This window comes from Pasteuria penetrans (assembly GCF_900538055.1).
Lineage (GTDB): Bacteria > Bacillota > Bacilli > Thermoactinomycetales > Thermoactinomycetaceae > Pasteuria > Pasteuria penetrans.
In genome coordinates this window covers 2,026,584-2,041,577 of record NZ_UZAC03000001.1, presented here as the reverse complement: position 1 = coordinate 2,041,577, position 14,994 = coordinate 2,026,584, and the positions used below count along the sequence as shown (strand labels likewise).

Genomic DNA, 14,994 nt, shown 5'->3' with positions numbered 1-14,994 from the left:
TAATAGGAATAAAAACCCTCATATGATGATTTTAAACCTTATAAACAAAAACGTCTATACTTATAGTCACATTTTCGCATTTATATAATATTTTGAATTATTAACTAATTATTAAGCTAAATATTTTTACTTAGTTAAAAATATTTAATGAATTATCAAGTACAACCTGGTGCTAATCATGACTTGCATTGGGTTCTCTCTAGCAACAGGGTATACAAATAGAGTAGGATAGAATATCCTCGTCGATGCGAGGCGGTGGCAACATGGGTGGGATCAATTGACTGCTTCCACAGAGGAAGGACCACAAAGCCGGCCATCTTTTCCTGCCAACGGAAGAAAACATGAAACCAATGGGATAATTCCTCCCCCAAGGATACATTGGTACTCAATACCTGATGAGGAATAGGTACTCTATTCCGGGAAAAGGATAGAACCACACTTTGCAACCCTGTTTCCCATTCTCCCATATTTTGTACCCTACATATTCCATTGCAAGAGTGCCAAAACTGGGGGTGCTTCCCAGCATATTGCATCATCCGTTGTACAACAGGTTCCTCATGGGATCGTTGAACAATGAATTTTTGTCCACTGTTTTGTAGAAACATGCGATTTTCTTCGCTGCCTAACCTATGATTACCTACCCATATGCATTGTTTCAACCATGTCAATCCAGACCCATCCCCCCGACTTTCATAAAGATCCCTCCAGACCCTCTGGCCGCGAAGGGCAACATTCTTGATCCAGGTATTGGGTTGATCCACCGCTTCCTGCGTTTCACCGTACCACAATCCATCTTGATGGCAAATCCAGGTATGATATAGGGATATACCATCCCTACGTTTAGGCCGTACGGTAGCCCAGCGTACCTTTTCCCCTACACTCGTACGCTTTTTTCCTTTTTGGCCCCAACGCTTGGAAGAAGAATGTTGGGGGGGACGCCATGCATTCGATGTATTCCATTGTAACAACATATGTTGCTGATGAAGTACATAAAGAAAAGGTGATAAGGGAGGGGAGGACTTCAGGGCTAAACTGATACTGGCTATTTTCCTATATAATGAGGTATTATTGATATTCCCTATGTCCCTGATATAGGGGTGGGCATCGCTATACCAGTCCCCGCTCCTTTCTTGCATTATTTCTGTGAGGGAAACAAGGGAATCAATAGTAGAAAGAGGGTCGTCCCTGATACCATCCTCTCCTCCTATGGGGGAATCCTGAAAAAACAAATTCAACCAATAAGCAAGTGCTCCCCAGGATTGGGGGTGTTCCCTCTCGAAACACCTCAACAGCAGGCTGGAGAAAATTCCTGTCTTCCCTTGCACCCACAATCCCCTCCTTAATTTTCATGCCCCTGTTCAGAACGAATCAATCAGCGGGATTTTCCCCGACACGGGTTTCTGAATACCCCCCTTGCACACAGGAAATTGACTATTGGGATTCTTGTATAGGACAGGTAAAATAAAGGAAACGAGGATGACCAGAGTTGTCATCTGAAAATTTCATAAAGTGAGGAATTACTTCATGTTAGCGATAAACAGGATAGCTTCGGCTGCTACAGAGGCGACCCATGGTGCAACTGGGGTCCTCGGGGAACAGGGTTCCCCCTTTTTGATGGTCGGCGCTATTGTCATTTTTTTGGTTACTTACGCAGTAATGATCACGGAAAAATTTGATCGGGCCATGTTAGCCCTCGCAGGGGCCTCCTGTATGGTACTTACAGGCATTCTAGACTTCGATAAGGCCCTATCTCAATTCATTGACTGGAAAACCATTGTTCTCATTATTGGTATGATGATCCTCGTTCGTATCACACAAAAAAGCGGTGTATTCGAGTCCATTGCGTGGTCCCTGGCACGATATGCCAAGGGAGAACCGCGCTACTTATTGGTTTTATTAGGTTTTTTCACAGCCGTTGCTTCCGCCTTTTTGGATAATGTCACCACAGTTTTGCTCGTTGTACCCGTAACCCTTTCACTGACGAAAATGCTTCGTATTTCCCCCATACCCTTTCTTCTCACAGAAATCATCACCTCTAACATCGGGGGAACCGCTACCCTCATCGGGGATCCCCCTAATATTATGATTGGTCAGAATAATGCCCATCTCACTTTTAACTCCTTTCTTTTCCATCTGGGGCCCATTGCCCTACTCATATTGTGTGTGATCATGGGACTCCTCTATTTCCTTTACCGCAAAAAATTGCAGGTGGAACCAGAGAGACGGCAAGAGATCATGAAATTGCAACCTAAGGATGCCATCCGTAATTCTAAGTTGTTGTTCCGATCCCTAACCATACTGATACTAACCCTCTTAGGTTTCTTTTCCCACACCGTTACCCACATCGATCCTGCCGTATTTGCCATCACGGGTGCAACCATTTTAATGCTTTGGACCGTGGAACCCCACAGAAGAACGGAAAAGATTCTAGCAGATATCGAATGGGGTACTGTTTTCTTTTTTGTGGGTTTATTCTCACTTGTGGGCGGGTTACAAGAAATGGGAATTATCAAAGATCTAGCCAGATATGCTCTTGATTTCACGGGCGGGGATACAGCCCTCACAGCGTCCCTTTTACTGTGGATCTCGGGTATTACATCAGCCACCATTGATAATATCCCTTTCGTTAGCACCCTCATACCACTCATAAAGGAGATAGCCGGTCACCTCCATATTTCACCATCCGATCCAGTTTTTGATCGTGTCTGGTGGTCCCTCGCCCTGGGGGCCTGTTTAGGGGGAAATGGTTCCCTCATTGGGGCCTCCGCCAATGTCATTGTGGCCCAGATGGCGGAAAGAGAAGGTCATAAAGTCAGTTACATGAAGTTCCTATGGATAGGGCTACCCGTCACGGTGTTGTCACTCCTATTAGCACACATCTACCTATATCTACGATATATCCTATAAATTTTTCCATACGAAAACACACCTCCGTTTTCCTCTCCACGTTCCGGAATAACGAGGTGTGTTTTTGATTGTTGATTACGGAATCCCTGTATGGAATCCCTGTAATGAAGGAAAACTGGGACGTCATTGGCTCGCAGCGGCAGGGGGACAGGGTTGGTTCTGACGAACCAAACGATCATGTTCCGCTAATGTGGAGCCAAAGCTATGCAGACCCGAGGAATCACAACGCAATACATAGAACAGAAAATTGTGTTCCTCTGGTGATAGGGCACTCTGGACGGCCTGGATCTCAGGATTACCAATGGGCCCGGGAGGCAGACCCGCTCTTTTATAGGTGTTATAGGGATCGTCGGAATTTTTTTCGCGAGATCGCATAGCTGTGATGAATTCACCACGAACCCGAAAGGGATAAAGATTGGCGGCGTCAATGGATAGATATCTATATTTCCCAGCCTGTCGAAGCCGATTGAGGATAACCCCAGCAATCCTAGGATATTCAGCAATGATTTTACCCTCCCCTTGAACCAGGGAGGCAATGGTGATCAGTTCATTCAAATCAAAATTATTATTATTGGATGAGGAATATAGATATTCCTTAAGATGGAGACCTTCCCAGTATTCCACTTGGAACTTCTTCAACATATCGTCTACCAATTGTGTTTCCGAGGAGGGGGTCCTTGGGAAGGATAATGGATAGGTGGCGGGCACCAAAAACCCCTCGAGTTGGTATTTTTTTCCCTTTACATAGCCGATATAGGACTCGAATTCATAGAAAGGCCGACGATCCCGTAGGGCCCTCAGGAATTGTTTGGGATCATAGCCATGCCTCTCCAAACTCATAGCAATATCCATCACATTGGAACCCTCAGGAACAATAAGCTTGTGCACCGAAGTTCTCCCTTTTTCCAGCTTGTCCATAACATCCCACAATTGCTCATCCGGCCAAATAGCATAGGTACCAGCCTGGATAGAAACCCGTTTTCGGTCCACTATCTGATCGGGGAGCAGACGGAGAAAGGCAACGTAGGAATAGAAAGCAAACCTATCCCGTATCACACCGACGTCTTCTAATATCTCACCCACTTTTTTCGTTGACGTCTTAGGGAGAATTTGTAAGTATACGATCCGAGAACGCGTATCCGATCCTAATCCGTAATAGAAAAAAAAACTTCCCAACAGTAACCAACTCACGAGAAGGGCCATGATCCACCTAGTACGACGGGTAGTGTGTTTCCTCCTGTACATATTGCCCTACCTCACTCCTATGCATAATTCCCCCATTTCCCCCTTTTTGAAGGATCGTTCATGTGGTCTTTGGGTTACCGTAACAACTATCCTATGTATCTATCATCCTATAGAAGAAAAACTTTTTTGGCTTGTCCATGTTCTACCCCTTTTCCCTATCCAGATTCCCCGCCCCCCTGGACATATTCTGAGGGGTTAGGAGTGGTTCTGTTGCAAAAACAATTGAAACATTTCCTCAATAATATCCCACTCCTTGGTGTCTTCGATAAAAAAGAGCACCAAACGATCCCCTTCCTCACGATAACGAAAGGCATAGACATCTTGCTCGTCGGACTCCTTTTCTTCAGCAGTTGGTTCCAAAGGGGAAACCATCATATATCTGTTTCCCGTGTCTTCCTGCACAAAAGCAAATAGTACCTCAAATCCCTCCTCCTTACCTTCCCGATTAGGAATGAGCACATGATCACCTATCGCTTCCTCATCAACCCTATTGTTTTTCATCTCGCCCACCCCCACTGTTTTGATTTGCATGCCCCCTCTGGGCATCGAGATATCCTTGTAGAAACCACACGGCAGCTAAACGATCCGTAAGTCCACGGCGATCACGACGACTTACATTACCTTGAATTAAAACGCGTTCCACCGCCCGTGTCGAACATCGTTCATCCCACAAATCAACCGGACATTGATATCGGATTGCCAAACGCTGTGCTAGACGGCGGTAGGATCTTGCTCTGTCTCCCTCGGAGCCATCCAATTGAATAGGCAAGCCTACAATAATTTTTTCCACTTCCCCCTGATATGCCTGCATAATCTTGTCTAACTTCTCATACCATCCTGCTACCCGGGAAAGAGTGGTGATCGCCTGGGCTGTTAGACGGAGGGAATCACTCATGGCCACACCAATTCTCTGATCCCCCAGATCTAACCCCATAACGCGGGAGGTCTTTTCGATTTGCAAATGGTCACCCCTTGGTTGAATCGCTGCCATTTTCTGACTTCCTTGATGTAAGACCTGTACTGGTATTGACAATTCCCGGATAATACTGCAATAACTCCTCCAACAATTTATCCCGTTCTACTTTGCTAATCCAGGCGCGTGCATCATTCTTCCGAGGAATGTAGGCTAATTCACCGGTCAACAAATAACCCACCATTTGCGTCATGGCATCATAGTTGCTATCCTCTTCCAGCACCTGATACACATGGCGTAATACCTCCCCAGGACTCACTTCCCTCTCTCCGAAAAATCGAAAACGTTTGGTTTCATCCATGGTGCTCCTCCCTTCTCTATTGCTATGCCTTCCCTGCAAAAGGAATCACCCCCTATGAATCCTTTCTACTTTTTGTTCCCCCCTAACATAAAATGACAATACAGAGGGATAGAAGCTATTCCCTCCCCTCATTTCCACGGTACTTCTCCAACCAGAAAGCTACGTAATTCAAGGCATCCGGCAAACGATCAACACTCTTTCCACCACCACGTGCCATATGGGGTTTACCCCCTCCACGACCGTCACACCGTTGTGCTACATCCCGCAACAGGTGATCCGCACGAATACCCCTCTCAACCCATTCTTCGGACACAGAGGCCAGTAACTGTACACGATGACCCGTAACATTACCTAGCACGATCACACCCGAAACATGTTCGCGTAAACGGTCCAGGAGAAAGAGGAATTGTTCTTCATCTACCTGTTTTTCTAACTGCACGGCGAGTAGAGGTAAATCACCGAGGAAACGTGTTTTTTTCAATACACGGGGAATAACCTGATATTCTAGCTGCTCCTTTTTCATACGTCGGACCTGAATTTCCAATTGCCCCATGCGCTCTTTCCAGGCGAGCAGTTGTTGTTCCGCTCCCCCTGGACAGGTCTGCAAATGCTTCTCCAGAGAACGTAATTCCCGCCGGGCGCGGAACAGTTGCAGCCGGGCCTCGTGTCCCGTCACGGCCTCTATACGTCGTATGCCAGCACCAATTCCAGCCTCCCCCACCAGTAGGAAGGAACCTAAGGAAGCGGTTCTCCCCACATGTGTACCACCACAGAGTTCCAGATTATCCGTTCCGATCTGAACAACACGCACCTTTTTCCCATAGGTTTCGCCAAAGAGGGCCATTGCACCATGGCGTTTGGCTTCCTCTAGGGTGTCTGTAAAGGTTTGCACAGGTAAATCCGCATCAATCACTGCATTGATATGATCCTCAATCCGTTGCTGTTCTTCCCTGGTGAGCGGACCCGGATGGGGGAAATCAAATCGCAACCGATCAGGATTCACATCAGAACCAGCCTGTGTGGCATGGGGGCCTAAAATTTCCCGCAAGGCACGATGAAGAAGGTGGGTGGCTGTGTGGTTACGAGAAACGTCACGACGTCGTGTGGCATCCACTGTGGCCTGGACGGATCCCCCTTCCCGTAAACAACCCTTCTGCACTTGTACGTGGTGCTGATATTCCCCTTGTTCACCCTTTAGCACCCGCACCACACGTGCCTTACCCTTCGTTCCGATCAACCAACCCTGATCAAAGACTTGCCCTCCCCCCTGTGCATAAAGGGGCGTAGCGTCCAAAACAACCACACCCTCCTCCATAATGGAGAGTTGTGATACAGGTTCCCCCCCCTTCCAAAGGGCCAGGATCCGCGACGTGTAGTTCATACTAGTATAACCTACAAAACGACTAGCTGGTATACCCCCCTTAGGGTTAGAAATCTTCTGAACCTGGATACCTGATGGGGTTTGCCCCCGAGCCGTACGCGCTCGCTCCTGCTGTTTTGCCATGGCTTTGGAAAAACCCTCTTCATCCACACGCAAACCATGTTCTCGTAGGACATCAACAGTGACATCCAGTGGAAGGCCATAAGTGTCGTAGAGGCAGAAAGCATCCTCTCCCGATAACGTATGCTGACCACGCTTGCGCAGTGTCTCTATCAAAAGGGTAAGCCGCCCCAAACTTTCTCTCAATGTGTTGTGAAACCTTTCCTCTTCACCCGTAATGATATCACCAATCCAGGATTCCCTTTCCGTAAGCATGGGATAGGAAGTTCGTAAGGTAGCAATCACAACAGGAACCAAATCACGCAAAAAAGCACGCTCTACCCCTAGGGAACGACCGTAACGAACTGCGCGACGCAGCAAACGGCGGAGCACATAACCACGGCCTTCGGCAGAGGGTAGAACTCCATCGGCCATGGCCACAGTCAGGGTACGGATGTGGTCGGAAATGACGCGAATCGAACGGTTCACAGATTCCTCCTCACCGTACCGCACCCGTGCGATTGTAGCCATGGCCGTTATGATGGGGGTAAAACGGTCCGTTTCGTACGTTGTTTTCACCCCCTGTACTATGGCAGCCATACGCTCCAATCCCATTCCCGTATCAATATTCTTACGAGGCAATGGTATGTAACTACCATCCTGAAGGTGATTATATTGGGAAAACACCAAATTCCATACTTCAAGAAAACGATCGCCATCCGTATCTGGCCCCTCTTGATCCCCCCATTCAGGACCACGGTCATAGAAAATTTCTGTATTAGGACCACTTGGACCCACGCCTAAATCCCAAAAATTTTCCTTAACGCGATAAATCCTCTTACTGGCCACACCTACCCCTTTCCAAAATTCATAAGCCTCGTGATCCTCTGGATGAACAGTTACATGGAGTCTTTCCTTTGGTAAATCCAATCCATGCTGCGTTGATGTGAGAAAATCCCAAGCCCACTCGATTGCTTCCTTTTTGAAGTAATCCCCAATGGAAAAATTGCCCATCATTTCAAAAAAAGTATGATGTCGAGCAGTAAAACCCACATTTTCAATATCATTGGTACGGAGGGACTTCTGCACACCGACTATACGTGGATGGGGAGGCGTTTCCCTCCCATCAAAGTAAGGCTTCAAGGCGGCCACGCCACTGTTGATCCAGAGTAAACTGGCATCATCCTTCGGTACAAGGGATGCGCTGGGGTGTATTCGATGATCACGCTCTGAGAAAAACCTTAGAAAACGTCGACAAAGAACATCCGTTTGCAAAACCCGACCCCCCCATCTCTTGATTCCCCTACCGGCACTCTTCAGTGACTGCCACAGAGAAAACACACGGAAAAGGAGCTCCCTCAAACCAACATAGGGGAACCCACAAAAAACAACGCGGAGTGCCCATCCTAATCCACCCACCCCTACTATAAACACAGACCAAGTCCATCCTAGGCATTCATTATAAGCCGGATCTTTCCATCAATGCAATAATAAGACATCAGCCCTCGGAATCTATTATGCCTCAAAAGGGGGTGAGGTAGGCACACGCCTATTGCGGGCGCGATGGTGGATCAAATGGCCTACGATCACTTTACTCATGGCGGTAAAGGGGATAGCTAGGAGCAAACCCATAATCCCCGCGATCTCCCCGCCTAAGAGGAGAACGAAAATGACTGTGAGGGGGTGCAAATCTAGGGTTCGTCCTATGATATGGGGCGATAGGAGATTACCTTCCACAACCTGGATCAACAAATTAACGATGCAAACGGGAACCAACAATTGAGGAGCCAGCAACAGGGAAACAATGAGGGCAGGTAATGCCCCAATGAAGGGCCCAAAGTAGGGAATGACATTCGTAATGCCTACAAGGGCGGAAAGCAGGAGTGGGTAGGGAAGACCGATCAGAACGTAACCAAGATAGGTGGCAATGAAAACGAGCATACAAATGAGAAACTGGCCCCGTATGTACTGACCTAGCACACAATCAAGGTCTCGGAGAATCTGTAGGCCCGTCCTACGCCAATCTACAGGCAGGGCACGTAAAAAATACCGCTGGATCAAACGAGCATCTTTGAGCATGTAGAAGGAAAGAAAAGGGATAATGAGGACCATGAACAACTTATCCACTACATCGGTTATGCGATTGATCATACCCTCTACCCAGCGGGTGAGGGATGTCTGCATGTGACCATTGAAATTATTGATGCCATCCCAAACCACACGGGGAAGGATTTTTTTGCCATGGTTTTGAAAGGATTGTAAAAAATCCTGTAAACGGAGATTCCAATTGGGGAATTGTCGCAGAAGTTCCTCAAGTTGGAATTCCAGTGTAGGTAACGTGAGCATAAAAAGCACAACAAGAAAGCAAATCAGGCATGCATACACAGTTAGAATGGCCATTGTGTGGGGTATGCCCCACCCACGAAACCACGCGATAGCCGGATGCAAAAAATAAGCAACGAGGGCTGCAAGGAGAAAGGGTTTTAGCACGGTTCGACTGATCGACCAAATACCATAGAGATAAGGGGTCAGTTGGGACCAACAAATGATGAGTAGGGAGAATAAAAGGGCCCCTGCAGAGAGGCGAAACATTTTCGAATGGAGCCACTGCACCGTTATCACCCTTTCTTCACCATTCGGCCTTCCCCGGGTTGACGCACGAAGATTTGTACTTAGGGTACGAGGGGGGAATGGTTTTTATGCTCGTACACCCTGGTACGGGGAATAGGGGGGATAGTTGCAGAAAAGGGGATTCCAATATTCGGAAACATGAATCCATTGCAGCAGGAAGCTTGCCTTGGGATGGGAGTGAGGGGTATATGGATAACTACCACCTTCACGAGATGGACAGATGAGAAAATAATACAAAATGATCTTCAGATATGGGATTTGAAAAACCTGCGTACCCGGGTAATTGTCCCTAAATGGCAGAAAAGTAATTTCCTCACGGGTTCTCTGCAGGTAAATCTAATGCTATCATGGTCCTAGTATCTGTTAAAAATAATTATTTTATATATAATTAAAATGTATACTATAAAATTGCAATCAATCGAGTGTTGCGTCTGTTTTGCGGCTACTCATATTAAATTTTTATAATAAACAAAATTATAAGAGGTTCTGAAAATCTTGGTGGGTTACCTACCAAGGACCCCCGTTCGGAACCAAAATGAATTTCCTTAGCGATAAGGATCAGAATCAGGATCAACGGATCCAACATCCGACACCACTAGAATAGGAACGGCTGCATCTTAGATAGGAGAATGATAAAAATGGTAAAAGGCAGCGGGGAAGAACCGCTGCCTTTTAGGTATCCCAAGTTTTTGCCTTCCAACCCTCATTGATCTTCTCAATCGTCTTCAATATTTATAATTTTTTTATCGTATGAAACGGCATCTATCGTATGAAACGGCAAAGGTTTTTGGTAAAACCACAACCCCTGGATCCTCTATTACAGCATGCCCTGGCAAAATTAATCCACCACTGTTTAGATCCGAGATCATAACTCCCACCTTTACACCGCGACCAAATCATACGGGAAGCTATAATGGAAACCAGCCCACCTAAAACCCAGGTGAGCATATTTTTTCTTGTCCAACCCCCCATTGCACTATGGTTTGTGATCCCATTCGTTCTCCCGCTCGTCACACTGTTGGTCATGTTGTTCATTTTCCTCATCCCCCTGGTGATTCGAATGGGCCCAGAACGTTCATCTACTGTCATTTCCATAGAACAGCACCAACATGATGGGTTTCCCACCACTCTGCTGGGAATGTTTCGGTTTTGGACCGTGTTTTGGACCGTGTTTTGGTTTGAAATCGCAACCTTTACCCTTGTTACTCTTACCACATCGCGACCAGAGCATACGAACAGCCGCAACGGAAGCCAACCCGCCCAGAACCCAGGTGAACAAGTTTAATTTCCCCACGTTGCCCAGTGCATTGCCGTTGGCTATACCACTCAACATGTTGTTTGTCGTGATCTTCATTTTTCCATCCCCTTGAGGGTTCGGGTGGTCTGGAAGGATACTGTTTACAAAGATCCAGGGCACATAATTTTTGCAATACAAGGGACAACAACACGGGATCCAAAGGAATGAAATTCATCCACCCTAACCCATCACAAATGGGTAGAATCGCCTCCCACCGCACTCTCTGGGAATAGGTCATTGAGCAAACTAAGACTACCGTCTTCTTCCACTTGATAAACAGAGGAAATTCGATCATTTTCAGTAGTCATTTCGATAAAGCAGTGCCAACAGTACAACTGATTGGTTCCTACCTTGCCAAGATCGTGTGAATTACAATTAGGACAACGCAACACATTCCTTCCCTTCCTCCAGCGTGCACCATTGGAAGTGGAGCCTGAAACGGCGCAGGGGTATCCGTTCTTACCCCGACCCAGTTGTCCATTGAACCCCCAGGCCTGCCGATTATGAGATCCCGGGTACACGCATCGAAATATCCACCTCCCCGTCACCACTAGTATGGGGAAGCACGGATTGCACATACAAAAAACCTCTTACCACATGGATGCTATGATCTGCTGCGCTAATCGATCATAACGAATTACATTTTCTTGCCGATTTATTCCTGTCCTAAAGGCAGACAATTCTCCGCATATTACTAATGTATTCTTACTTCTTGTAATCCCCGTGTACAGAAGATTGCGTTGCAACATACAACCATGAAACGCCAGCACAGGAAGAATGACTACTGAGAATTCCGAACCCTGCGCTTTATGTACAGAGCAGGCGTAAGCCAGAGTCAACTGGTTCAACTCGTTTCGCAAGTAGGGAACCTGCAAACCATCCTCAAAGGTGATCTGCACAACCGGTTCGTCCCGCACGGCCTCCTCATCCACATAACTAACGAAACCCATTTCCCCGTTACAAACGGGATGTTTGTTATGATTGACAAGTTGCAGTACCTTGTCCTTTCGGCGTAACACCAAACCTTCGGATACCGTAATTTCGCCCTTATCAGCGTCCTTCGGGTTCAAAGCAGCCTGGAGATCACGGTTCAGATGATCAATTCCGGCGATCCCCTTGTACATAGGGGCCAATACTTGAACATCGTGTAGTGTGTGTCCTTTACGAATGGCACGGGTTACCACACGAACCACCAACTCGGCCACCTGATTGCCACTACAGGGGAAAAAATAACAATCACTTTGCCCCGTCAATGCATTGAGGTTGAGCTTGCCCTTTTGCATATCAGCAGCCAATTGAACAATGGAGGATCCCTCTTGCTGACGGAAAATGGTTTCCAAGGTCACTCGGGGAATGGTGGCAATTTGTATCAGCTGTTGCAATACATTTCCCGGACCCACAGGCGGTAATTGGTGGGAATCGCCTACCAGAAGCACCCTCATCCCCTCAGGGATACTGACAAAGAGACGATATGCAAGGCTAATATCCAACATGGAAACTTCATCAACGATGAGAAAGTCTCCCTCTAGTGGCTTCTCAGCACTATATTGGAAAGTTTGCCCGCCCCGCCAACCAAGTAAACTATGGATAGTTGTTGTCTTCATTCCAGTGGATTCCTGTAGACGCTTAGCAGCCCGTCCTGTGGGGGCTGCTAACAGAATGCGAACATCTTTGCTTCCCGTGTGTTTAGGTAGTATGGTGGTTAAAAGATGACAAACAGAACGCAGCACGGTGGTTTTTCCGGTCCCTGGTCCCCCTAACAGGAGGGATAAAGGTTCCACACAGGCCATCCGTAGGGACTCCCTCTGCGCAGGGGCATAGGAAATTCCACTTTCCCCCTCAGCCTCTTCCAGAAGGGAATTCCATAGTTCCTTGGGGGGAAGATCTTCTGATGGTTCGCGCGTCAGCATAACCTGGATACGGGTGGCTAATTCCAAGCTGGCACGATAGAGATGGGGCAAATGATATCGCTTCCCCTCCACAATCACGCGACGCTGACTCCATAGGCCGGACAGGAGCGAAAAACGAACATCCGGGGGAAAATATTGTCGAAAGGAAGAACTCCCTAGGATTTGTTGGACAGATACGAGTAAATCCTCCTCTGGTAAAAAAACGTGCCCTTGTTCCTGCGATTTTCTCTTTAAGGACCATAGAACGGCTGCTTCAAATCGAAAGGGTGAATGTGGCGGGATCCCGCATTGGGAGGCAATATCGTCCGCCTTTACAAAACCAATTCCCTCGACATCCTCTATGAGACGATAGGGATTATTTCGAATGAGATTTTCTGCTTCCTCCCCATATTTTTCAAATATCTTCGCAACAAAGAGCGAGCTAAGGCCAAGGCCATGTAAAAAAAGAAGTATGTTTTGTTGAGAGTGTTCCTTTTCCAATACTGTGACCAATTGTTCAGCCCGGATCCGTGGTAAGCTGGGTATCTTTTCTAGGACCTTGGGATCCTGTAGAATCAGTTCCAGGGCCTGGTTTCCCAACTCCTCCACAATACGCGATGCCGTTCGCAAACCAATTCCCGGGAAGCGTGGACTACATAAATACTCGATCACAGCCTGTTGCGTTTGAGGCAGGGAGCGTAAAATTTTATTAGCATGGTAACGAACACCATAACGCGGATGCTCCGTTAGCATACCATAGCAGATGTAAACTTGTTCACGTTCCGGTCGCACCAAACTACCCACGACCACAATACGATTTTGGTCGATGACAGGTTTTGCCTCTTCTACGAAGAGTTTAAATACACTATAGTGAGTCGCTTCGTCATGGTAAAGAACAGCAACCAGTGTACCACGGATGAAATCCTCTGATGTATTTCCATGGGTGGTTGATCTGGTCATTCCCCCCTCCCCCCCATTACTACTCCCACTGTAAAACAACCGTAGCCACGTATCCAGAATCCCTATGGGGATGCGGAATGATATACACGAACCACCTTTTGTGCCGCAACCGATACCTCCTGTAATGTCGTTGATGGGCCAAAGCTAAACCGAAGAGCAGAAGAAATACGTTCCGCGGGTAAATCCATCGCTGTGAGTACATGGGATGGTTTCCATGCCCCCGCTGAACAGGCGGATCCCGTCGAACAGGAAACTCCCTCCAAATCTAAACGGATGAAGAATGAAGGTGCAGATTGATTGGCCAGGCTGAGGTTGAGAATATGGGGAAGTGTAAGATCAGGGTCACCATTTTCTTGAAAGGACACCCCTCCCTCACGTAATAGAGCCAAAAATCTTTCCCTCAGGGCTATCAAATGCCTCCGATGGACCGTTCTACGGGTGACGGCGTATTGGAGGGCATGGGCGAGACCAACAATACCTGATGTGTTTTCTGTGCCTGCTCGTTTTCCCTGTTCCTGATGCCCACCAAGAAGCTGCGGGGAGGCCGTGAGGGTAGGGGGAAGAAGTAGGGCCCCTGTTCCAGCCGGTCCCCCTATCTTATGACCCGCTAGCGTAAAAATGGTATTGGGATAATGGGAGGCTACTATAGGGACCAATCCCACAGCCTGAACAGCGTCTGTATGCAACCCTATGTCCCTCTTCTGTAGGAGGTTAGCAATCTCCCTCAGCGGTTGCAGAACCCCCGTCTCGTTATTGACGTAATGGAGGGAAACAAAACCTGTAGTGGGCAACAGTGCCTCTTCCAGGACCTTCAGGGAAATCTCCCCCCGCGGGGATAACGACAATCGGGTGACAGAGAGTCCCTGAGTTTCTAGCTTCTCCATAAGTCTAAGAACGGAGACATGTTCTGCACGGGAAACGATACAATGGTTCCTCTCCATTTGCTTCGCCATAGTAGCCAGACTTAGCAGGGCAAGATGATTAGCCTCCGTACCGCTACTCACAAAAGTTACTGCCTCTGGCTGTGTCCCCATGGCCTTTGCCAGGGAGAAACGGGCTTGTTCCAGAGCATTACGCATCTTTCTCCCAAAATGATGTGGACTGGAAGGATTACCCCAGGTTGTTGTAAGATAGGGTAACATTGCCTCAAGGACCCCTGGTGCTAAGGATGTCCCCGCTGCATGATCCAAGTAAATGGGGTGATTCGTAAACGGTGGCCCTTTCTTCCCTGGACCCTGGGTAGTGATTTCTAAGTTCACTAGTACCTTCCCCTTATTGTAATTGGTTCGCCTTCTCCCACCACACCATCTC

13 protein-coding genes are annotated in these 14,994 nt (G+C 47.5%); 2 read left to right on the top strand and 11 right to left on the bottom strand.

Annotation, left to right across the window (positions count from 1 at the left end; translation table 11 throughout):
• Positions 1–176: 176 nt before the first annotated feature.
• The gene (locus PPRES148_RS08270; RefSeq protein ID WP_149454042.1) at positions 177–1,235 is read right to left on the bottom strand and encodes a hypothetical protein; all 1,059 of its coding nucleotides are present in this window, start codon (positions 1,233–1,235) and stop codon (positions 177–179) included.
• Between the two features lie 379 nt (positions 1,236–1,614).
• Between PPRES148_RS08270 and PPRES148_RS08265 the strand changes: the two genes are divergently transcribed.
• Positions 1,615–2,907, top strand: coding sequence for an ArsB/NhaD family transporter (locus PPRES148_RS08265; protein WP_149454298.1), 1,293 nt, complete (start codon positions 1,615–1,617; stop codon positions 2,905–2,907).
• Between the two features lie 123 nt (positions 2,908–3,030).
• Here the strand turns inward: PPRES148_RS08265 and mltG are convergent, their stop codons facing one another.
• The 6 genes from mltG to PPRES148_RS08235 form a co-directional block, all read right to left on the bottom strand.
• Positions 3,031–4,110 carry an endolytic transglycosylase MltG gene (gene mltG, locus PPRES148_RS08260; protein ID WP_223128012.1) on the bottom strand — a complete coding sequence of 360 codons (1,080 nt, stop codon included), beginning with the start codon at positions 4,108–4,110 and terminating at the stop codon, positions 3,031–3,033.
• A 237-nt stretch (positions 4,111–4,347) separates the two neighbouring features.
• Positions 4,348–4,653 (bottom strand): DUF1292 domain-containing protein, encoded by a 306-nt coding sequence (locus tag PPRES148_RS08255; protein ID WP_149454040.1) that lies wholly within the window; start codon positions 4,651–4,653, stop codon positions 4,348–4,350.
• A complete protein-coding gene (gene ruvX, locus PPRES148_RS08250) occupies positions 4,640–5,113 on the bottom strand; it encodes a Holliday junction resolvase RuvX (protein ID WP_246142935.1) in 474 nt (157 codons plus the stop codon). The genes PPRES148_RS08255 and ruvX overlap by 14 nt, the downstream gene beginning before the upstream one ends.
• A 4-nt stretch (positions 5,114–5,117) precedes the next feature.
• A complete protein-coding gene (locus PPRES148_RS08245; protein ID WP_149454297.1) occupies positions 5,118–5,426 on the bottom strand; it encodes an IreB family regulatory phosphoprotein in 309 nt (102 codons plus the stop codon).
• Positions 5,427–5,541: 115 nt separating this feature from the next.
• Positions 5,542–8,181: an alanine--tRNA ligase gene (alaS, locus tag PPRES148_RS08240; protein WP_149454296.1), complete on the bottom strand. Its 2,640-nt coding sequence runs from the start codon at positions 8,179–8,181 to the stop codon at positions 5,542–5,544.
• 240 nt (positions 8,182–8,421) lie between these two features.
• Positions 8,422–9,519 carry an AI-2E family transporter gene (locus PPRES148_RS08235; protein WP_149454038.1) on the bottom strand — a complete coding sequence of 366 codons (1,098 nt, stop codon included), beginning with the start codon at positions 9,517–9,519 and terminating at the stop codon, positions 8,422–8,424.
• Positions 9,520–9,605: 86 nt separating this feature from the next.
• Between PPRES148_RS08235 and PPRES148_RS12405 the strand changes: the two genes are divergently transcribed.
• Positions 9,606–9,761, top strand: a complete 156-nt coding sequence (locus tag PPRES148_RS12405) for a hypothetical protein (protein WP_223128011.1) — start codon at positions 9,606–9,608, stop codon at positions 9,759–9,761.
• Positions 9,762–10,612: 851 nt separating this feature from the next.
• Here the strand turns inward: PPRES148_RS12405 and PPRES148_RS12400 are convergent.
• The 4 genes from PPRES148_RS12400 to PPRES148_RS08215 form a co-directional block, all read right to left on the bottom strand.
• Positions 10,613–10,891 carry a hypothetical protein gene (locus PPRES148_RS12400; RefSeq protein ID WP_149454037.1) on the bottom strand — a complete coding sequence of 93 codons (279 nt, stop codon included), beginning with the start codon at positions 10,889–10,891 and terminating at the stop codon, positions 10,613–10,615.
• Between the two features lie 131 nt (positions 10,892–11,022).
• Positions 11,023–11,226, bottom strand: coding sequence for a hypothetical protein (locus PPRES148_RS08225; RefSeq protein WP_425468261.1), 204 nt, complete (start codon positions 11,224–11,226; stop codon positions 11,023–11,025).
• Between the two features lie 198 nt (positions 11,227–11,424).
• Positions 11,425–13,683 (bottom strand): SF1B family DNA helicase RecD2, encoded by a 2,259-nt coding sequence (gene recD2, locus PPRES148_RS08220; protein ID WP_149454036.1) that lies wholly within the window; start codon positions 13,681–13,683, stop codon positions 11,425–11,427.
• A 62-nt stretch (positions 13,684–13,745) separates the two neighbouring features.
• Positions 13,746–14,942: a cysteine desulfurase family protein gene (locus tag PPRES148_RS08215; protein ID WP_223128010.1), complete on the bottom strand. Its 1,197-nt coding sequence runs from the start codon at positions 14,940–14,942 to the stop codon at positions 13,746–13,748.
• Between the last annotated feature and the right edge of the window lie 52 nt (positions 14,943–14,994).

Coding starts and splice junctions, on each gene's coding strand:
- PPRES148_RS12400 (WP_149454037.1), bottom strand. CDS start 10,891: ATGAAGATCACGACAAACAACATGTTGAGTGGTATAGCCAACGGCAAT.
- PPRES148_RS08245 (WP_149454297.1), bottom strand. CDS start 5,426: ATGGATGAAACCAAACGTTTTCGATTTTTCGGAGAGAGGGAAGTGAGT.
- mltG (WP_223128012.1), bottom strand. CDS start 4,110: ATGGCCCTTCTCGTGAGTTGGTTACTGTTGGGAAGTTTTTTTTTCTAT.
- recD2 (WP_149454036.1), bottom strand. CDS start 13,683: ATGACCAGATCAACCACCCATGGAAATACATCAGAGGATTTCATCCGT.
- PPRES148_RS12405 (WP_223128011.1), top strand. CDS start 9,606: ATGCTCGTACACCCTGGTACGGGGAATAGGGGGGATAGTTGCAGAAAA.
- PPRES148_RS08265 (WP_149454298.1), top strand. CDS start 1,615: ATGGTCGGCGCTATTGTCATTTTTTTGGTTACTTACGCAGTAATGATC.
- PPRES148_RS08255 (WP_149454040.1), bottom strand. CDS start 4,653: ATGAAAAACAATAGGGTTGATGAGGAAGCGATAGGTGATCATGTGCTC.